Raw genomic sequence first — 20,640 nt, forward strand, 5'->3', positions numbered from 1 at the left:
AGAATCCGTTACAGCAAATTATTTTGCTGAACGTGAAGCACGTTTACGATCGCTTTCCGTTAGGAATTTCTTACGGATACGGATGCTTTCAGGTGTTACTTCTACTAGTTCGTCATCATCGATGAACTCTAGTGCTTGCTCAAGAGTCATCTTGATTGGTGGAGTAAGAACCTGTGCGTCATCTGTACCAGATGCACGAACGTTGGTTAGCTGCTTACCTTTCAGTGCGTTTACTGTTAGGTCGTTGTCGCGGCTGTGAATACCGATAACCATGCCTTCGTAAACTTCAACACCGTGACCGATAAATAGACGACCACGTTCTTGAAGGTTGAATAGTGCGTTAGTTAGCGCTTTACCCATTGCGTTAGCAATTAGTACACCGTTTACACGTTGACCGATGTTACCGCCTTTGTGTGGCGCGTAGCGATCAAACGTATGGTATAGAAGACCAGAACCAGAAGTCAGCGTCATGAACTCAGTTTGGAAGCCGATCAGACCACGAGATGGCATTTCGAAGTCCATACGTACACGACCTTTACCATCTGGAGACATGTCTTTCAGCTCACCTTTACGTAGGCCGATGTTCTCCATGATGCCGCCTTGGTGCTCTTCCATAACGTCGATAGTTACCGTTTCGAACGGTTCCAATAGCTGACCATCTTCTTCTTTGATGATTACTTCTGGACGAGATACAGCAAGCTCGAAGCCTTCACGACGCATGTTTTCGATCAGGATAGACAGGTGAAGCTCACCACGACCTGATACGCGGAATTTGTCTGGATCGTCTGTTTGCTCTACACGCAATGCAACGTTGTGTACCAATTCCTTCTCTAGACGCTCAAGGATGTTACGTGAAGTAACGAACTTACCTTCTTTACCCGCGAATGGAGACGTGTTTACTTGGAACGTCATTGTTACTGTTGGTTCATCAACAGACAGCGGCGGTAGTGCTTCTACTGCGTTTTGCGCACAGATAGTGTCAGAGATTTTTAGCTCGCCAAGACCTGTGATTGCAATGATATCACCAGCGTTAGCTTGCTCAACTTCGTGACGTTCTAGGCCAAGGTAGCCCATTACTGTACCCACTTTACCGTTGCGAGTTTTACCGTCAGCACCGATAACTGTTACTTGTTGGTTTGCTTTCACGCTACCACGAGTTACACGAGCAACACCGATAACACCAACGTAAGAGCTGTAGTCTAGCTGAGAAACTTGCATCTGTAGTGGACCGTCTAGGTCAACTTCTGGAGCCGCTACTTCTTCAACGATAGTTTCGAATAGAGGTTCCATGTTTTCGCCAGTTTCGCCTTCTTCTAGAGAAGCCCAACCGTTAAGTGCTGACGCGTAAACAACTTTAAAGTCTAGCTGTTCGTCAGTTGCACCTAGGTTGTCGAATAGGTCGAAGACTTGGTCCATAACCCAATCAGGACGTGCACCAGGACGGTCAATCTTGTTGATTACAACGATTGGTTTAAGACCGTGAGCAAATGCTTTTTGAGTTACGAAGCGAGTTTGCGGCATTGGACCGTCAACAGCGTCAACGATAAGTAGAACTGAGTCTACCATCGACATGATACGTTCTACTTCGCCACCGAAGTCCGCGTGTCCCGGAGTATCTACGATGTTGATGCGGTAGTCATTCCAGTTAATTGCTGTGTTCTTAGCAAGAATGGTAATGCCACGCTCTTTTTCAATGTCGTTCGAGTCCATGACTCGCTCTTCAGCTTCACCGCGAGACTCAAGCGTGCCTGATTGTTGTAGCAGCTTGTCAACCAACGTTGTTTTACCGTGGTCAACGTGCGCGATAATCGCGATATTTCTTAATTTATCAATCTGTGGAGTAGCCATGGATATTGATTCACTTAGATAGATGAAATGCCCTCATGCTGAGAACGGGTGCTCTCTGACGACATTTACTGATTAAAAAAACGGCCATAATGTACCAGATTCTAGCAAAAAGCATAGAGATATGTGATCTACTCCCGAGCATTTCTGTCAAATTTACGCTTAACACCCGCTTTAGAGCGCCATGCGAATTGATTCAACGCAACTTTATTCCAATCGCGCATATTACAAATTGACTCTTGCTCAAAAACTGGGCTGAATAAGCAACGTAGTTGTCACATTGTGGTGCAATAATAAAATAATGCACCATAACAGTGCGCCTGCAGATCATTTTGGTGCAATCGTTTGCACCAAACTAGCGTATAAAAACGCAATCCATTGAAATTAATGGAATATTTTTTTTGGCACGGTTTTGGCTTTAGAGAAACCAGCATCGATTAATAAAATGTCAAACAGATTAATCAATGCTGGATTTAATTAATGTTTCATAAATCGAGCTTTTACCGCTTTATTAACACTGGAGGTTATCCAAGATGTCAGTAGAAAACGTTTTATCACTGATCCAAGAAAACGAAGTTAAGTTTGTTGACCTACGCTTCACTGATACAAAAGGTAAAGAGCAGCACATCTCTATCCCTGCTCACCAAATCGACGCAGACTTCTTCGAAGAAGGTAAAATGTTCGATGGTTCATCAGTTGCTGGCTGGAAAGGCATTAACGAATCAGACATGGTTATGATGCCAGACGCATCTTCTGCAGTGCTTGACCCATTCACTGAAGATGCAACGCTAAACATCCGTTGTGACATCCTTGAGCCTGCAACAATGCAAGGCTACGACCGCGACCCACGCTCTATCGCTAAGCGCGCAGAAGACTTCATGCGCTCTACTGGTATTGCAGACACCGTTCTTATCGGTCCTGAGCCAGAGTTCTTCCTATTCGACGACGTTAAGTTCGCAACTGACATGTCTGGTTCTTTCTTCAAGATTGATGACGTAGAAGCAGCATGGAACACAGGTTCTGATTACGAAGAAGGTAACAAAGGTCACCGTCCAGGCGTTAAAGGTGGTTACTTCCCAGTAGCTCCAGTAGATTCATCTCAAGACATCCGTTCTGCAATGTGTCTAGTAATGGAAGAAATGGGTCTAGTTGTAGAAGCGCACCACCACGAAGTAGCAACTGCGGGTCAAAACGAAATCGCAACTCGCTTCAACACGCTAACAACGAAAGCTGACGAAATTCAAATCTACAAGTACGTTGTACACAACGTTGCTCACGCATTTGGTAAGACGGCGACATTCATGCCTAAACCACTAGTTGGCGACAACGGTAGCGGCATGCACGTTCACCAATCTCTAGCAAAAGATGGCGTAAACCTATTTGCTGGTGACAAGTACGGCGGTCTATCTGAAACTGCACTTTACTACATCGGCGGTATCATCAAGCACGCTCGCGCAATCAACGCATTTGCGAACCCATCAACTAACTCGTACAAGCGTCTTGTACCAGGCTTCGAAGCACCAGTAATGCTAGCTTACTCAGCGCGTAACCGTTCTGCTTCTATCCGTATCCCAGTGGTACCAAGCCCTAAAGCGCGTCGTATCGAAGTTCGTTTCGGTGACCCAGCGGCTAACCCATACCTATGTTTCGCAGCAATGCTAATGGCTGGTCTTGACGGTATTAAGAACAAGATCCACCCAGGTGAAGCGATGGATAAAGACCTTTACGACCTACCAGCTGAAGAAGCAGCAGAAATCCCAACTGTTGCATACTCACTAAAAGATGCACTAGAAGAACTAGATGCAGACCGTGAGTTCCTAACTGCAGGTGGTGTATTCTCTGACGACTTCATCGATTCTTACATCGGTCTTAAGTCTCAAGACGTAGAGAAAGTAAACATGACAACTCACCCACTTGAGTTCGAACTTTACTACTCTGTATAAGGTTTCAGCTGTGTAAAATGTAAACGCAGTTACAAAATATTAGGCTCGCCTCGCAGGCGGGCCTTTTTTGTATTCGCTCACTCTATTTGGGCGTTTAACATGGAGGGATAACTAAAATACGCTCAGACTCTTTTGCTTGATAAGTCAAAGAGCTAAGCACCTAAACGTGAAATCATCTATCAAAAGAAGGTGAGCAATGAAAGTTCAGCTTTTACCATCACTATGCGCCCTCAGTAGTGTACTGATTGCAACGACAGCCTTAGCTCAAGTCGCGTACACTTGGGTGGATAAAGACGGTGTGGTGCACTTCAGTGACACACCAAACCAAGGCGCAAAGACCATCTCTCTGCCAAATCTCGAATCCAGCGCTCCAGCCCCTAAAGTGGAGAGCACTGAGTCTCTCGCTCCCCAAGCAAATGCAGCTCAGGAGCCGACCACAGAGAAAAAAACTAAAACGGATAAACCGTTACCCCTTTCCCTCACTATGCTCACTCCACAGCACGATGAAACCATTCGCAGTAACTCTGGTGTCATCAATATTCAGCTCGAAGCAAACCGCAAATTAGGCATCGGCGAACAACTGCAACTCATCCTTGATGGTAAGCCTTATGGAGCTCCTCAAAGCCGCTTAACTTGGCAGTTAAACAATATCGACCGTGGCACGCACACCCTTGCGGTAAAAGCCAAAAGAAGCGGCAAGCTTATTGCATCTACTAGCCCTATAACGGTGCATTTACATAGAGCGAGTATCAAGCCGACCATTAAAGGGGCAAAGTAGAATATTAAGTGAAAAAAACCGCACTCTGATGGCGCTTTTCACTTTTTCTTCTTAGATTTATTCGCCATACTTACGTTCTATTGCACCAATATAGTGCAACGCACAATCACAACGCAAACAAGGACGTAATGTGGATACCAGTCTCTCCAGTGCCATTCTCAATAATATGGTGACAGCTACGCTGATTCTTGATGATGGGTTAGCGGTACGTTACGCCAATCCCGCGGCTGAGTTGTTGTTCTCACAAAGTGCTAAACGCATTGTTGAACAGTCGTTATCTCAGTTAATTCAGCATGCGTCACTGGATCTCGCCCTGCTCACTCAACCATTGCAGAGCGGACAAAGCATCACTGACAGTGACGTCACTTTTGTCGTCGATGGGCGTCCTTTGATGCTCGAAGTCACCGTCAGTCCTATTACATGGCAAAAACAGCTGATGTTGTTGGTTGAGATGCGCAAAATTGATCAGCAACGCCGCCTCACTCAAGAGCTCAATCAACACGCTCAACAACAAGCGGCGAAACTGTTAGTACGCGGTTTGGCGCATGAAATTAAAAACCCACTCGGCGGTTTACGCGGCGCAGCACAACTATTGGAAAAAATGCTGCCCGACCCTTCCTTGACGGAATACACACACATCATCATTGAACAAGCCGACCGATTGAGAGCCTTGGTTGATCGTCTTCTTGGACCGCAAAAGCCAGGTAAGAAAGCACAAGAAAACCTGCACCAAGTGTTGGAGAAAGTACGTCAATTAGTCGAATTGGAATCACAGCATTCGATCATCATCGAACGAGACTACGATCCGAGCTTGCCAGAGATTTTGATGGACGCGGACCAAATCGAGCAGGCAATGCTCAACATCGTCAGCAATGCGGCACAGATTCTGTCCCACCAAGAACACGGTAAAATCACCATACGCACCAGAACGGTGCATCAAGCCAACATTCATGGTCAGCGTTGCAAACTCGCGGCTCGCGTTGAAATCACTGATAACGGACCGGGAATTCCACCCGAACTGCAAGACACGCTTTTCTACCCCATGGTCAGCGGACGCGAAGGCGGAACCGGACTTGGGCTATCTATTTCACAAAATTTGATCGACCAGCATAACGGCAAGATTGATGTCGAGAGTTGGCCTGGTCACACCACTTTTACTATTTATTTGCCAATCTGACTTGGTTAATTGGCTTTGCTATTCGTCAGTTTTTAGGCTTTTGCTGCAAGGATTTATTACATGAGTAAAGGATATGTTTGGGTCGTCGATGACGACAGTTCGATTCGTTGGGTCATGGAGAAAACCCTCTCCTCAGCCGACATCAAATGCGAAACCTATGCGGATGGGGAAAGCGTTTTAATGGCGCTAGAACGTGAAGTACCAGACGTTTTAGTTTCTGACATTCGCATGCCGGGTATCGATGGCTTAGAGCTATTAAAACAAGTACAACGCGACTACCCAGATCTCCCCGTCATCATCATGACGGCGCATTCCGATTTAGATGCGGCAGTAAACGCCTACCAAAAAGGCGCTTTTGAATACTTGCCCAAACCGTTTGATATCGACGAAACGCTCACATTGGTAGAGCGCGCCATAGCTCACAGCCAAGAGAACAAGCGCGAGCAACTTCTACCGGACGATATCCCTACTGATACACCTGAAATCATTGGTGAAGCACCAGCAATGCAAGAAGTATTTCGTGCTATCGGTCGTTTATCGCGCTCTTCTATTTCTGTTCTGATCAACGGTGAGTCGGGTACCGGCAAAGAATTGGTTGCTCATGCCTTGCACCGCCACAGTCCGCGCGCCAACAAACCTTTTATTGCCCTCAATATGGCTGCGATCCCAAAAGACTTGATTGAATCGGAACTGTTTGGTCACGAGAAAGGCGCATTTACTGGTGCCAATAGCGTCCGTCAAGGTCGCTTTGAGCAAGCCAATGGTGGCACGCTGTTTTTGGATGAAATCGGTGACATGCCATTAGATATTCAGACCCGATTATTGCGCGTGTTGGCGGATGGTCAGTTTTATCGCGTTGGCGGACACTCTCCAATCCGTGTCGACGTTCGTATTGTCGCAGCCACCCACCAAAACCTTGAAAAATTGGTCCATGAGGGTGATTTCCGCGAGGATTTATTCCATCGTTTGAACGTTATTCGCGTGCAAATCCCCGCACTGAGAGAACGTAAGCAAGACATTGAAAAACTCACCCAACACTTCCTCGTTCGAGCGGCTGATGAACTCGGTGTTGAAACCAAAACCCTGCATCCATCTTCGGTGGAAATTCTTAATCGCCTTGATTGGCCGGGTAACGTTCGCCAACTGGAAAACATCTGTCGCTGGTTAACCGTTATGGCCAGCGGAAGTGAGGTGCTACCTAGTGATTTGCCTGCCGAATTGCTGGAAGAAAAGAAAATCATCACTGAAACCACCAGCGGCAGTTGGCAAGAACAATTGGCGGATTGGGCACGCCATGCGCTAGAAGCTGGGGATAAAGAACTGCTTTCCTACGCTTTACCAGAATTTGAGCGCATTTTATTGGAAGCCGCATTAGAACATACTAAAGGTCATAAGCAAGATGCCGCTAAAGTATTAGGTTGGGGACGCAATACCCTAACCAGAAAATTGAAAGAACTGTACTGACCTTAAGCGGCAACGAGTTTGACAAAAGGTTATCAAGCGCACACTTTTGCTCTCGCTTGATAACCTAAGTATCAGTACAATTATGGTACGACACCCCTTATATGGCTAGGCAATGTCAAACGCAACGACTCAAATTACACTACGCACCGCTGTACTCATCCCTTTTGTGATGATTTTTTTGCTGGCTATCAGTGTGATTGTTTACGTCCAGAAACAGAGCTATGAAGAGGTTGTTACCGACATCAGTGACAAACAGCTTTCTGTATTAACAGAGAGTGTCCACGATCATCTAAATGATTACCTGCGCAAGCCTTTCACTGCAGTGACTGCGCTTGGTCACAACGTTAGTTACCACAATCTTTATCGCCCGCACGACACCAAAGAAATCCAAGACTATCTGTTAAGTGCCTTTAAGGATTTGTATCATTCGATCCCACAGTTAGATGTCATTGCATTCGGTTCAGAATCTGGGGACTTTACAGGTTTTCGTCGTGAATCTGATGGCGCCTATACACTGATGCTTCAAGACCATCGAACCAATGGCAACTTAGTGATTTACGGTAGTGAAACCATCAGTGATGACATTCGCACCATCATCGAGCCTTACGATCCTCGCACTCGTCCTTGGTACCAACCCATCGCTCAAGACAACAAACCTCGTTGGTCGAGCATCTATGCTAATGCCGACGAACGTCAAGACATCACTCTGTCAGCGATGACGCCTATCTATGAAATGGGTGAGTTTGCTGGTGTGTTGGTAACCGATGTGCGCATCAATACGTTTAACTTATTTTTGCAAAAGCTTAAGCAAGATACGAATGCCTCGGTTTACATCATGGACCAAGAGCAACGCTTAGTGGCGCACTCTGGACAAGGTAGTGTGATTTCTTGGGGGACAAAGTTCTCAGATAAAGGTCAGCGCTTATTCGCTTCAGAAAGTGCAGATCCAGTCATTCAGATGAGCGCGGCTCGCGTCAGTGGCAAAAACCTAAGCTACAGCGATAAGCCTTATACTTTTGAGTTCGACTTCAACGGTCAGCGCACCTTTAGCCGAGTCACGCCATATCATGATGCTAACGGTTTAACTTGGTTTATTGGCACTTCGATCTCTGAGACAGAACTGCTTGGCACCCTACCAAAGAACCAGCAAAGAAGCTGGATGGTGGGTATTTTCGTTAGCTTGGTTGGCATCGTCATTAGCATGCTTATCTTCAGCCGAGTTACTCGCCCCATCAATGCCACAGCGACAGCAGCCCAACACCTTGCGAAAGGCGATTGGGATAGCACTATGCCTCGTCCTGGTTATGTGTACGAGACGACTATTCTGGTGCAAGCGTTTAACGAGATGGCAAGCAATCTCAAAGCGTCCTTTAAAGCACTGCGTGAACAACTTGAGTTTGATTCTCTAACCCGCCTGTATAGCCGCCAAGGGCTAATAGAAGTGAGTGACAGCTTACCTCACTCAGGGCAAGGGAGTTTGTATCTTATTGGGATCAACAAATTTAGAGATATCAATGACAGTGTTGGTCATCACAACGGCGATAAGCTTCTGATACACATCGCTGAACGCCTTAAACAGCAACTGCAAGATGAAGCGACACTAGCGCGCATCGGTGGTGATGAGTTTGCCGTATTCATGCCCAACACAAACAGTGATAGCGACATCAGCTTAGTTGAGCGCCGTTTACACCAACTGTTGGCAGCACCATTTGTTCTTGATGGTGAAACGGTCGTCATTAAAGTTTCTATTGGCGTCGTACGCACTCAGCCCGATCAGACAATGTCTTTATGGCTGCGTAATGCCAGTATTGCGTTGAGTTACGCGAAACAAGATTCTCGCACCAGCGTCTGCCACTACAGCCCTGAAATGGCGAGCGCGTCTAAATTCCGAACTCAGATGATCGCTAAGATTCAAACAGGCATCGATAACCGTGAATTTGTGCCTTTCTACCAACCTATTATTGATCTTGCATCAGGCAACATTTGTGGCGCCGAAGCACTCGCACGCTGGCACAGTGATTCGGGAATGGTATCTCCGTTAGATTTCATCCCAATCGCCGAAGAAAGCGGCATGATCAAGACCATTGGTCAACAAATCTTATTCCAAGCGTGTAGTGATACTCGTAAAGCAATCGACAGTAGACGTTGGCCTGAAGACTTCCAATTACACGTTAATGTGTCGGTTCATCAGCTTTCAAGCCCTAACTTTGTTGAATCCGTGGCGAAAGTGCTGCGAACAACGGGGCTGCCTGCTACCAATGTGACGCTGGAGATCACCGAGTCGCGTATCATCGACAGCGCACCAACGACACTGGATAATTTGCTCAAACTGCGAGAAATGGGACTGGGTATTGCCATTGATGATTTCGGCACTGGTTACTCATCTCTGGCTTACTTACACGCATTACCGTTTACCTGCTTGAAGATAGATCGCACCTTTATTAATCGTCTGACTAAAGAGAACCTCGACAGCTCTGTTGTATCAGCGATCATCAACATCACCAAAGGCATGAAGACCAATGTAGTAGCAGAAGGCGTGGAAACGGCTGCGCAAGCACAATTGCTCAGTTCACTTGGCTGTAATCAGGTTCAGGGTTTCTACTACAGTCGCCCAATGCCGATGGAAGAATGGCCAACACATTTGGTTAACATGAAGTAGAAAACAGCTGAAATCGTTGATTTCCTAGTCATCCTCTACTGACAACTTGCCTAACTGTTATTTATACTTAACTGCAAATCTTCCCCATGTATTGTCATTGATAATGTTTGGGCTGAGTTCCTGTTCACAACAAACCCGGATCGCCATAATGATAACTAAGAATCTTCCCCTAACTGATTTGCACCGTCACCTTGACGGCAACATTCGTACTAAGACTATTCTTGAGCTTGGTCAGCAATTTGGTATTGCGCTACCTGCTTACGACATCGAATCACTAACACCACACGTTCAAATTGTTGAAGCTGAGCCATCTCTTGTTGCTTTCCTTTCTAAGCTTGATTGGGGCGTAGCAGTGTTGGGTGATCTAGATGCGTGTCGCCGCGTTGCTTACGAAAACGTTGAAGACGCACTAAACGCGCAAATTGATTACGCAGAACTGCGTTTCTCTCCATACTACATGGCGATGAAACACAAACTACCAGTCGCAGGCGTAGTAGAAGCAGTAGTTGATGGCGTGCAAGCGGGTATGCGTGATTTCGGTATCAAGGCAAACCTAATCGGTATCATGAGCCGTACTTTCGGTACTGATGCGTGTCAGCAAGAGCTTGATGCAATCCTTAGCCAAAAAGACCACATGGTTGCCGTTGACCTTGCTGGTGATGAGCTTGGTCAACCAGGTGACCGTTTTGTGTCTCACTTCAAACAAGTGCGCGACGCAGGTCTGAATGTAACGGTGCACGCAGGTGAAGCGGCTGGTGCAGAAAGCATGTGGCAAGCTATTCAAGAGCTTGGAGCGACACGTATCGGTCACGGTGTGAAAGCAATCCACGATCCTAAACTGATGGATTACCTTGCAGAAAACCGTATTGGTATTGAATCGTGCCTAACGTCAAACTTCCAAACTAGCACTGTTGAATCATTAGCAAACCACCCACTGAAACAGTTCCTAGATCACGGCGTACTTGCGTGTCTAAACACGGACGATCCAGCAGTGGAAGGTATTGAACTGCCTTACGAATACGAAGTGGCGGCACCAGCAGCAGACCTAACTCAAGAACAGATTCGCCAAGCGCAAATCAACGGTCTAGACATCGCTTTCCTATCAGATGCAGAAAAAACTGAACTGAAAGAAAAAGTGAAAGATCGCGCTTAATTGCCGCAAAAACATAAAAAAATGCCAGCATTTGCTGGCATTTTTTATATCTAGAATCGGCTAAAGATTAGATAACGCGCGAGAATTGCTGCTGACGCGCTTTCGCTCTTAGGTATTTATCGAAGCTCATGCAGATGTTACGGATCAACAGACGACCACGAAGCGTAACGCGAATTTCACGGTCATCCACTTCCACTAACTCGTCATTAATGAAGGTTTGTAGTAGCTCTAGGTCTTCTTTGAAGTAGTGCTCAAACTTAACGCCAAATTCAGACTCAATCGCCTTCTTATCCAGCTTAAAGTTACAGATAAGCTGTTTGATCACTTCACGACGTAGCAAATCATCCGCATCCAGTGATACACCTTTCCACAGCGCGTGGCGAGATTCATTCACTTGTGCGTAGTACTTTTTCAATTCTTTTTGGTTTTGTGCGTAGGCATCACCAATCATTGAAATTGCAGAAACACCAAAGCCTACCAAGTCACATTCACCTTGCGTCGTGTAACCTTGGAAGTTGCGGTGCAAGATGCCTTCACGTTGAGCAACAGCAAGCTCATCATCTGGCATAGCAAAGTGGTCCATACCGATGAACTGGTAACCAGCACCTGTTAGCGTAGCGATGGTGTCTTGCAGAATCGCCATCTTCTCTTCCGCTTTTGGCAAATCTTCGTCTTTGATCTTACGCTGCGCAGCAAACAGTTGTGGCATGTGCGCGTAGTTAAACACAGACAAACGACCTGGCTGCATTTCTAACACTTGCTCTAGTGTCTTCGCAAAAGATGCCTTAGTTTGCTTCGGTAAACCGTAAATCAAATCAAGGTTGGTTGAGCGGAAACCAAGTTCTTTTGCGCGAGCAACCATCGCAAAGATAAATGCTTCATCTTGCTCACGGTTCACGAGTTGTTGAACTTCTTTATTGAAATCCTGCACGCCAATGCTCAGACGGTTGAAGCCTTCACCACGCAAGTGATCCAGCATAGTGAGCTCGATTTCACGTGGGTCAACTTCAATACTGATTTCCGCATCCGCACTAAACGTAAACTCTTGGCGTAGCAAGTTCATCACACGCGTGATTTGCTTTTCAGATAGGAAAGTTGGTGTACCACCACCAAAGTGCAATTGAGTCACTTGGCGTTCACCCAATAGTGACGCACGTTGACGAATCTCGTGCTCAAGTACATCCAAGTATTCGTCAGCCTTATGCGAATGGCGAGTAATGACTTTATTACAGCCACAGTAGTAGCAAAGCTTATGACAAAACGGAATGTGAACGTACAGAGATAGCGGACGATCTGGGTACTGAGTGCATGCCATATCGTAGTCCGAAATGGTAAACGCTTCATGAAACTCCAGTGCTGTCGGGTACGACGTGTAGCGCGGGCCAGAGTAGTTGTACTTATCCAATACCGCTTGATCCCAGACGATTTGCTGTTTCGATTCAGTGTGTTGATTCGACATGGTGGTACTTTCCGTTAAATGCTAGGGAGACGAAAGCCGTCGCCCGATATTCAGAAACCGTTATTTTGCCATACGACGATGACAACTACGGTAGTCGCTGTCGGCTTTTTAAGTATAAAACCAAAGAAGTGCTAGCGTGATCACGATACCCCCATTGGTTATAAGGAAACCATCGGGGGCACCAATTAGATCATCTGAATATTGATTTGGTTATTCAGTGGCTGAACGTCTTTTTGCAACACTTTGAGCTCTTCGATGATCGCGTCCGTTAAGCGCTGTTCAGCTTTGTGACGCGTCAGGTTCTGTTGCATACGTTCTTTTTTGGCAAGCTGCTGGCGCTCTTCGCCGCGCGCCATATCTTTCACGGTATGGTACAACTCAGAAATCGCAGGGTATGTGGCATCAAAATCGATACGGTCTTCACCTTGGACATAATCCATGATGTTGTAAACACGAATACTGATTTCCGACAAGTCACATTGCCCTTGGATGCCCGCCTGACACAAGGTATGCACGTTCTCAAAAATGTTGGCGTTACGCTTATCGATCGCCAATTTTTGATGCTTCAGCTGCAATTCCTTTTGCTTTTTCAATTGAAGCAGAAGGTAACCTGCATAAGAAGCCAGCGCGATAATAATCACTGCACCCGCAATCGCTAATAAGGTTACGTTCATGGATTACTTATCCTTTGTAGTCGTCGAAGTTGATATCGTCGAAGTCTGCAAGTAGATCGTCGTCGTTACGAGACCCTTTTACTGCTGGCGCAGTAAAGTCTTCGTCGTCTTCTTCCGGCTCTAGTAGACCTAGTTGATCCATTAGCTTCTCGATGCGATCTAGCTTCTCGTCTACATATTTCTGTAAACCAGTACCTAGGTTCTCGCCCGCTTCGATACGATCCAACAACACGTTCAATTGCGCATCGTTTTCTAGCATCTCTAGCTCTTGCTCAGCAGATAGACGACGCTCTTGTTTCGTTTGCTTCTTCGCCGGCTCAACAATCAGAGGAATTTTCTTCTTGCTGCCTAAGCGAGGATCGCGTTTTTGCGCTGCGGCTTGTTTCTTCTGCTCTTCCGCATCAGAGTTGCGGCTACCAGTCTTCAAGCCTTTACGCTTTTTCGCGCGCTTACGTAGACGACCTTCTACATCTGATTCTGTACGGTTACGAGTTACTACAAACTCAGGTGCGCCAGAGGCACCTGGCTTTCTTGATTTCTTTTTACGGCTCATTACTGGGTCTTCCTCAGTAAAATTACATCATTACCAATAAATTCGAGTTCGAGCTTATCCCGCTCTGCTAGGAACTGGAACGTATCACGGCTAAAGAACACCACATGCGTTGGATCGTTCTTATAGTGCCATGTCCGAAAGGCTTCTACATCGATGACCATTTTCGTCATCAGGCCTATCCAGCCACCTGGCTTAACTAAATTCAACCATTGCTTCCACACCATATCTGGGTGGTAGAGGTGTTCGATCACCTCTGTTGCTGTCATGAAATCGTACTGCTTTTCCAACACACAAGTATCTGGGTGATAGTAAAGATCGTACAACGCCATGTTGTGCCCCGCTTCTTCTAGCATTAAGGAAAGCGTAGGGCCCGGACCACAACCAAAGTCGATTCCGTTCGATTGTGGTGAAATTCGCTCTGCGATTGGGTCAGCAATTCGTGCCAAAAAACGGCGATATCCCATATCTTCAGGATTGTTCTCATGCAGATCATAGTGAGCTTTTTCAGTTTCCGCATCCAAACGTTGGTCTGGATTGACGAATACCAAACTGCACTGCTCACATTGAAGATACTCGCGTTGCTTATCTTCAAAAAAGTGGTGAGTGCGCTGATTCTGGCATAAAGGACAGGTGTGCATGCTGACTTCCTCAAACAGGGATGCGAAACATACCAGAAAGTGGACTCAGATTGGAGTGTTACTGGATACTTTTTCAGCAGTTTTTGTTAAAAAAGTTTTTATCGGAATTGAAGGTATAAAAAAAGCGACAGTGAGACTGTCGCTTTCTGAATGCCACCAATAGTGGCGAAACTGTGTTGCACTCATTTGGTGCACCAAGAATCCTTTTGTTTTTCGAGCTTTCCTTGCCAAAAAGTGTTGTTCTTCATCTTCCTGATGAGTTTTGGCTATCCGTTTACTTCCTGTCTACTGAGCTACTTCCTGAGCTTGATCCGTTTCGCTGTCTTAACCGTTAGACTAGATGACCATCCATATCTGATAGGCTCCTTGCCTACCTAAGTCCCTTTTCCGACTATCAAACGTCCTTCGTTTGCGTCCTTGGAGACCTTATATCCATGGTCTAAATTCCTGTCATTCACTCCTTGTGAACATCCTCTACTTTACGGACTGGATAAAAACCGACAAGTCATTGAAAATGAATTATTGATAGGATTTTTTGGTCAAAAATAAATAGTCTAATCTATCAATAACTTAAAGAACAAGATGAGAAATAGTATCGAACAAGTATGGCAAATGTCTCACAAAGCACCGAGCTAACTATCACTTGTGAATGAAAATCCATATGTGATCAAGATCACTAACAAAAATGCCCCAGCAAAAAAGCTAGGGCATATTTGTATAACTGTGCTCGAACTATGTAGGGGTTTAGTGCAGACCGCCAACGTATTTCGACAGAACTTCGATGTCTTCGTCTGTCATTTTTTTCGCGATGTCACGCATCATGGCGTTCATATCGTTACCACGGTTACCATCACGGAACTTTTCTAGCTGAGCTTTGATGTAGTCAGAGTGCTGACCAGAAATTTTAGGGAAACCTGAAAGCTCAGTGCCGTTACCACGAGGGCCGTGACATGCGATACATGCGGTTAGACCGCGTTCTGCGTTACCAGCGGTGTAAAGTACTTTACCTTTGTCAACAACATCTTCTGGTGTTGAACTCTCTGAGATTGGTAGAGAGGCATAGTATGCAGATAGATCAGCGATGTCTTCATCGCTCAGTGGCATTGCCATACCACTCATCACAGGGTCGTAACGACCTTGCTTACCACCACTAGTCATACCTAGTTTTAGATCTTTTAACTGCTTCTCAAGATACTTAGCGTGTTGGCCTGCAAGTTTCGGGTACATTGCGATTGCACTGTTACCGTCCGCTCCGTGACAGGCGACACAAGTTTGTGATTTTGCTTTACCAGCTTCAATATTACCTTGGGCCCATACTGAGCAACTGGCTAAAAGACTCAAAATTAGCGCTAATTTCTTCATGACATTCCATTATAATTATCAAGCTTCCAGTACCACGGAATGTGAACATACCGCGTACACTCATGGTACAATAGGCGACCTTATGCCGAGCACGGTTATTTTACACAATTTCACAAAAAAGTAATCAATCGACTACACAAAGTCGAGATGGAGTTAACAGTGAGCGTAAAAATTCATTACCAAAACACGCATTTCATCACCAGCGCACCCGATATTCGTCACTTACCTGAGGACGAAGGTGTCGAAATTGCGTTTGCAGGACGCTCAAACGCTGGTAAATCGAGTGCACTTAACCGTCTTACTAACCAAAAAAGCTTAGCAAAGACATCAAAGACACCAGGTCGTACTCAATTGATCAACCTTTTCAAAGTGGAAGAAGGTTGCCACATTGTCGATTTGCCAGGATATGGCTTCGCTCAAGTACCGGTTGAGATGAAGAACAAATGGCAAAAATCATTAGGTGAATACCTACAGAAACGCGAGTGCCTAAAAGGCTTGGTGGTTCTGATGGACATCCGTCACCCAATGAAAGATCTCGACCAACAAATGATTTTCTGGGCAATCGACAGCCGCATCCCTGTTCAAGTTCTTCTGACTAAAGCAGACAAACTGAAAAGCGGTGCTCGCAAACAAACGCTACTGAAAATCCGCAAGCAAGTGGAAACATTTGGTGGTGACGTATCGGTTGACGTGTTCTCTTCACTGAAAGGTCTAGGTGTCGATCAGCTACGTGCCAAACTGGACACTTGGTTTGCACCAGCATTTGCACACTTGATTGAAGAAGACGAGCAAGGCGCTCCAGAGAGCGGCGAAGAATAATTAACAAAATTTGTTAAATTTTTTCGACACAGCCCTGCCTTTTGGTGGGGCTTTTGTTTATCTGTCATCTAAAAACGTGAATTTCAGGCAATAAAAATCCCCACCTTCCTGGCAGGGATAACGGGAGAGAAAAATTGGTAATTATTGTTATGTGGCGAAGCATTACTGAACTGAGATTCGATTTCAATAGGTTAAAAAGCAATCTTATTTCCTGCTCACCGACAAATATCCCCACCCAAACCATCCAATAGTCTTAACATTCAGATAGTTAAGTTAAACGAAGTATCAAAAAGACGTAACTTAGTTTCTTTCAAGAAAAAATAATAGTGTGACTGGCGTAAATTTACAGCATGAATAACGCAATAAATTTAAAGGAAAAATCGAGATTTTGCAGTGACTTAGAGAGGTCAAAAAAGAAGGTTTTTGAGGGCTTAGCTTAACTTACTGATCAAAAAGAAAATTTTTCTTTCGCCCAATAAAAAACGCCCCAGTCAAAAACTGACTGGGGCGGCTGAATCAGCCTAATCCAATAACGTGAAACAAAAGGTCTGAAAGATAGAACATCTTACCTCTGTACCCTACGAGAGATAATGTACAACAATTGGTCAGATTTGCAAAGAACTTTTGTAGTTTTTTTTCATGAAAGTTTTATTAAGCAACATTAAATCTCAGATCTGATTTGCTTTTTTAATGACACAAAAAAGCCAGCGTTTGTGCGCTGGCTCATACTAAATGGGCTAAATTGGCTTAAAAATGACTAGTGTGCTTGATCCCAGTTGTCACCGTGACCAGCTTCTGCCACTAGAGGCACTTTCAGCTCAGCTGCAGATTCCATCAAATTCTGTACTTTACTTTCAATTTCGGACAAAGACGACTCTTCAACTTCAAATACCAGTTCATCGTGTACTTGCATCAGAAGTTTCACTCGACCGTTGCCTTCTTCTTGAATCCACTGATCAACTAACAACATCGCTTTCTTGATGATGTCCGCAGCGGTACCTTGCATCGGTGCATTGATCGCTGCACGTTCTGCCGCCTTACGACGCATGCCGTTACGAGATTGAATTTCAGGAAGGTGTAGACGGCGACCAAAGATGGTCTCGACGAAGCCTTGCTCTGAAGCCGCACTGCGCGTGTCTTCCATGTACTGCATCACGCCTGGATAGCGCTCGAAGTACTTGTCCATGTACGCTTGTGCTTCACCACGAGGAATACCCAGTTGCTTCGCCAAACCAAATGCACTCATGCCGTAGATTAGACCGAAGTTAACCGCTTTCGCACGGCGACGTTGCTCACTTGAAACGTCTTCAATAGAAACGCCCATGATTTCTGCTGCCGTTGCTGCGTGGATATCTTTACCATCACGGAACGCATCAAGCAGTGCTTGGTCACCTGATAGGTGCGCCATAATACGCAATTCAATCTGAGAGTAGTCGACTGCCAGAATCTTGTAACCCGTAGGGGCAACGAATGCCTGACGAATACGACGACCTTCTTCATTACGAATTGGGATGTTCTGCAAGTTAGGATCGGTTGAAGATAGACGACCCGTTGCTGTCACCGCTTGGTGGTAAGAAGTATGCACACGACCCGTTGATGGGTTGATCATCTTCGGCAACTTATCGGTGTAAGTTGATTTTAGCTTCGCCAGACCACGGTATTCCAAAATCAGTTTTGGTAGTGGGTAATCCAGAGCCAGCTCTTGCAGCACTTCTTCATTGGTAGAAGGTGTGCCTGATGGCGTCTTCTTGATAACTGGTAGACCCATTTTTTCAAACAGAAGCGCTTGCAGTTGCTTCGGTGAGTTCATATTGAACTCTTGTTCTGCAATCTCGTACGCCTTTTGCTCAAGCTCATCCAGACGAGCGGCAATTTCTACCGACTGCGCGCTAAGCTTCATGTCATCAATCAACACACCAGTGCGCTCAATGCGAGACAGCACTGGCACGAGTGGCATTTCGATTTCTTCGTATACGGTTTTTAGCTTTTCATCTTGTTCGATGTTGGCAAACAAACGGTTATGTAGGCGAAGTGTTACGTCTGCATCTTCTGCAGCATATGGTGAAGCTTCATCCAGATCGATTTGGTTGAAGGTCAGTTGGTTTTTACCTTTACCTGCGATTTGCTCGAATGAAATGCAGCTGTGCTGTAGGAAGCGCAGTGCCAAGCTGTCCATATCGTGCTTGCCGCCTACACTGTTGTAGACGTAAGACGCCAACATGGTGTCGTGCTTGATGCCTTTCATCTCAATGCCGTAGCGAGCCAGCACAGACACATCGTATTTTAGGTTTTGACCGACTTTCGCCTGAGCCTCATCTTCAAGAATCGGCTTCAACTGTTCCAGAACCCAATCACGATCCAGCTGCTGAGGCGCATCTAGGTAGTCGTGAGCCACTGGTACATAAGCAGCAATGCCTTCATTGGTCGCAAATGATAGACCGACTAGATTTGCCACCATGTAATCTAGGCTGTCAGTTTCGGTATCAAACGCAAATAATTCAGACGCTTTTAGTTTGTCTAACCAAGCATTAAATGAAGCTTCATCTAGGATGGTTTCGTACTGGCTACGGTCGATTTTTACTGCTGAAGTGTCCATATCTGCTTTAGATGAAGCAGAACCACCACGCGCAGCGCCGGTTGATTCATCCGCTTCTACTACACCTGTGCCGCCTTCTAATAGCTCATTCAACCAAGACTTAAACGTCAACTGACCGTACAGTTTGATCAGTTCATCTGTGCTTGGTTCTGCTTTTAGCAATGATTCTGGCGTCTCCTCCAGCTCCACATCCAACTTGATGGTCGCTAGCTCGTAAGACAGCATTGCGTTGTCTTTGTTGTCGACTAGCTTCTTAGCCATGGTTTTTGAACCACGGAAGCCAAGCGCAGCGATATCGTCGAGGTTTTCATACAGCTTAGTCAGACCGCCAATGCCTTGTAGCAAAGCAGTAGCGGTTTTATCACCCACACCCGGAACGCCAGGAATGTTATCAACTTTATCGCCCATCAACGCTAGGTAGTCGATGATCAATTCAGGTGGGATACCAAACTTCTCAACCACACCTTCACGATCCATCACAACGTTGGTCATGGTGTTGATCAACGTAACGTTGTCATCCACCAACTGCGCCATATCTTTATCGCCAGTACTGATCAAAACAGGCATGCCTTGTTGCGATGCTTGATAAGCCAGAGTACCAATCACGTCATCGGCTTCTACGCCTGGAATACAGATCAATGGCAGACCCATAGCGCGAATAACGTTGTGCAGAGGTTCAATCTGGCAACGAAGATCGTCCGGCATTGGTGGACGATTCGCTTTGTATTCCGGGTACATATCGTCGCGGAAGGTTTTACCCTTCGCATCGAAAACCACTGCAATACGATCAGAAGCAAACTGACGCATCATGCTGCGTAACATGTTGACTACACCGTAAACTGCGTTAGTTGGAATTTCACCGTTACTCATCGTGCCTGGGTAAGCGTGAAAAGCGCGATATAGATAAGAAGAACCGTCGATCAGAATCAACGGATTTTCAGGAATACTTGCCATAATTGTCTGTATCCAAATCAGTACTTAATAGATCTGCTTAGAATGCCATGACTGCTGATCCGAATCTATCTTGTTCGCTCGATCAAGGTCGCGGAAATTTTCCGATGTTATTCACGAAATTTGCACCTTCTTGTGGATAACTCTGTTTATAGAAATTATCCACTGGTTATCCAACGGAAATAAAACCAACAAAACACCAACGTAAGACATTGTTTTTAATAAAAATAAATACCAACAGGCGAGAAGATCAACGATCCTAAAATGATCATGACATGTGGAAAAGTTGCCAATAGAGGCGTCAATTAGAAATCTCAGAAAAGAAAAAAGCGACCCAATTGGGTCGCCTAGCAGAAGTGGTGAAGCTATTTCCATTTATATGGCAGCTTAACCAAGAAGCTATAAATTACACTGGAAGCAATGTGAGCAATGTCGTGTCAAAAAGAATTCGTGCAAGTTCTGGGGAAAATGTTTCATTACCTTCTCAACACTCAGTTAATTAGCAACTCAACGTCCTTGTGAACTTTCCTCATTCCCTAAGACAGGTTTAATAATAATGATTCTCATTT

General features: G+C 45.5%; 15 protein-coding genes. 7 read left to right on the forward strand and 8 right to left on the reverse strand.

Going from position 1 to position 20,640, the window contains the following annotated elements; genetic code table 11:
* Positions 1–18: 18 nt before the first annotated feature.
* Complete coding sequence (gene typA, locus OH463_RS08455; protein WP_005448526.1) at positions 19–1,848, reverse strand: translational GTPase TypA; 1,830 nt, start codon at positions 1,846–1,848, stop codon at positions 19–21.
* A 530-nt stretch (positions 1,849–2,378) separates the two neighbouring features.
* On the opposite strand from typA, the gene glnA reads away from it, so the two are divergent.
* From glnA to add, 6 genes are all read left to right on the forward strand, one after another.
* A complete protein-coding gene (gene glnA, locus OH463_RS08460) occupies positions 2,379–3,788 on the forward strand; it encodes a glutamate--ammonia ligase (RefSeq protein WP_005448527.1) in 1,410 nt (469 codons plus the stop codon).
* Positions 3,789–3,984: 196 nt separating this feature from the next.
* Positions 3,985–4,566 (forward strand): DUF4124 domain-containing protein, encoded by a 582-nt coding sequence (locus OH463_RS08465; protein ID WP_009698989.1) that lies wholly within the window; start codon positions 3,985–3,987, stop codon positions 4,564–4,566.
* Between the two features lie 130 nt (positions 4,567–4,696).
* Positions 4,697–5,743: a nitrogen regulation protein NR(II) gene (gene glnL / locus OH463_RS08470; RefSeq protein ID WP_422456029.1), complete on the forward strand. Its 1,047-nt coding sequence runs from the start codon at positions 4,697–4,699 to the stop codon at positions 5,741–5,743.
* 60 nt (positions 5,744–5,803) lie between these two features.
* Positions 5,804–7,207, forward strand: a complete 1,404-nt coding sequence (glnG, locus tag OH463_RS08475; RefSeq protein ID WP_005448532.1) for a nitrogen regulation protein NR(I) — start codon at positions 5,804–5,806, stop codon at positions 7,205–7,207.
* A 112-nt stretch (positions 7,208–7,319) separates the two neighbouring features.
* Positions 7,320–9,866, forward strand: coding sequence for a bifunctional diguanylate cyclase/phosphodiesterase (locus OH463_RS08480; protein WP_009698990.1), 2,547 nt, complete (start codon positions 7,320–7,322; stop codon positions 9,864–9,866).
* A 148-nt stretch (positions 9,867–10,014) separates the two neighbouring features.
* Positions 10,015–11,019 (forward strand): adenosine deaminase, encoded by a 1,005-nt coding sequence (add, locus tag OH463_RS08485; RefSeq protein WP_269990978.1) that lies wholly within the window; start codon positions 10,015–10,017, stop codon positions 11,017–11,019.
* Positions 11,020–11,086: 67 nt separating this feature from the next.
* Here the strand turns inward: add and hemN are convergent, their stop codons facing one another.
* From hemN to OH463_RS08510, 5 genes are all read right to left on the reverse strand, one after another.
* Complete coding sequence (hemN, locus tag OH463_RS08490) at positions 11,087–12,478, reverse strand: oxygen-independent coproporphyrinogen III oxidase (protein ID WP_009698991.1); 1,392 nt, start codon at positions 12,476–12,478, stop codon at positions 11,087–11,089.
* A 185-nt stretch (positions 12,479–12,663) separates the two neighbouring features.
* Entirely contained in the window at positions 12,664–13,152 is a 489-nt protein-coding gene (locus OH463_RS08495) for a DUF2489 domain-containing protein (RefSeq protein WP_009702678.1), read from the reverse strand.
* Between the two features lie 7 nt (positions 13,153–13,159).
* The gene (gene yihI, locus OH463_RS08500; RefSeq protein ID WP_005448540.1) at positions 13,160–13,705 is read right to left on the reverse strand and encodes a Der GTPase-activating protein YihI; all 546 of its coding nucleotides are present in this window, start codon (positions 13,703–13,705) and stop codon (positions 13,160–13,162) included.
* Complete coding sequence (locus tag OH463_RS08505) at positions 13,705–14,343, reverse strand: class I SAM-dependent methyltransferase (protein ID WP_005448542.1); 639 nt, start codon at positions 14,341–14,343, stop codon at positions 13,705–13,707. Before OH463_RS08505 ends, yihI begins: the two co-directional genes overlap by 1 nt.
* A gap of 744 nt (positions 14,344–15,087) precedes the next feature.
* The gene (locus OH463_RS08510) at positions 15,088–15,705 is read right to left on the reverse strand and encodes a c-type cytochrome (RefSeq protein ID WP_005448544.1); all 618 of its coding nucleotides are present in this window, start codon (positions 15,703–15,705) and stop codon (positions 15,088–15,090) included.
* A gap of 159 nt (positions 15,706–15,864) precedes the next feature.
* Between OH463_RS08510 and yihA the strand changes: the two genes are divergently transcribed.
* Positions 15,865–16,524 carry a ribosome biogenesis GTP-binding protein YihA/YsxC gene (gene yihA, locus OH463_RS08515; RefSeq protein ID WP_009698995.1) on the forward strand — a complete coding sequence of 220 codons (660 nt, stop codon included), beginning with the start codon at positions 15,865–15,867 and terminating at the stop codon, positions 16,522–16,524.
* 516 nt (positions 16,525–17,040) lie between these two features.
* Here the strand turns inward: yihA and OH463_RS26315 are convergent.
* Together OH463_RS26315 and polA are read right to left on the reverse strand one after the other, a co-directional pair.
* Entirely contained in the window at positions 17,041–17,088 is a 48-nt protein-coding gene (locus OH463_RS26315; RefSeq protein ID WP_438356636.1) for a hypothetical protein, read from the reverse strand.
* Between the two features lie 193 nt (positions 17,089–17,281).
* Positions 17,282–20,074 carry a DNA polymerase I gene (polA, locus tag OH463_RS08520; protein WP_269990979.1) on the reverse strand — a complete coding sequence of 931 codons (2,793 nt, stop codon included), beginning with the start codon at positions 20,072–20,074 and terminating at the stop codon, positions 17,282–17,284.
* Between the last annotated feature and the right edge of the window lie 566 nt (positions 20,075–20,640).

The organism is Vibrio sp. NFR, assembly GCF_027587095.1.
Classification (GTDB): Bacteria; Pseudomonadota; Gammaproteobacteria; order Enterobacterales; family Vibrionaceae; genus Vibrio; species Vibrio harveyi.

What these genes read in the sequence shown, in the direction of transcription:
- yihI (WP_005448540.1), bottom strand. Translation starts at nt 13,705, where the DNA reads ATGAGCCGTAAAAAGAAATCAAGAAAGCCAGGTGCCTCTGGCGCACCT.
- OH463_RS08465 (WP_009698989.1), top strand. Translation starts at nt 3,985, where the DNA reads ATGAAAGTTCAGCTTTTACCATCACTATGCGCCCTCAGTAGTGTACTG.
- OH463_RS08505 (WP_005448542.1), bottom strand. Translation starts at nt 14,343, where the DNA reads ATGCACACCTGTCCTTTATGCCAGAATCAGCGCACTCACCACTTTTTT.
- add (WP_269990978.1), top strand. Translation starts at nt 10,015, where the DNA reads ATGATAACTAAGAATCTTCCCCTAACTGATTTGCACCGTCACCTTGAC.
- glnG (WP_005448532.1), top strand. Translation starts at nt 5,804, where the DNA reads ATGAGTAAAGGATATGTTTGGGTCGTCGATGACGACAGTTCGATTCGT.
- OH463_RS08495 (WP_009702678.1), bottom strand. Translation starts at nt 13,152, where the DNA reads ATGAACGTAACCTTATTAGCGATTGCGGGTGCAGTGATTATTATCGCG.
- hemN (WP_009698991.1), bottom strand. Translation starts at nt 12,478, where the DNA reads ATGTCGAATCAACACACTGAATCGAAACAGCAAATCGTCTGGGATCAA.
- glnA (WP_005448527.1), top strand. Translation starts at nt 2,379, where the DNA reads ATGTCAGTAGAAAACGTTTTATCACTGATCCAAGAAAACGAAGTTAAG.
- OH463_RS08480 (WP_009698990.1), top strand. Translation starts at nt 7,320, where the DNA reads ATGTCAAACGCAACGACTCAAATTACACTACGCACCGCTGTACTCATC.
- typA (WP_005448526.1), bottom strand. Translation starts at nt 1,848, where the DNA reads ATGGCTACTCCACAGATTGATAAATTAAGAAATATCGCGATTATCGCG.
- polA (WP_269990979.1), bottom strand. Translation starts at nt 20,074, where the DNA reads ATGGCAAGTATTCCTGAAAATCCGTTGATTCTGATCGACGGTTCTTCT.
- OH463_RS08510 (WP_005448544.1), bottom strand. Translation starts at nt 15,705, where the DNA reads ATGAAGAAATTAGCGCTAATTTTGAGTCTTTTAGCCAGTTGCTCAGTA.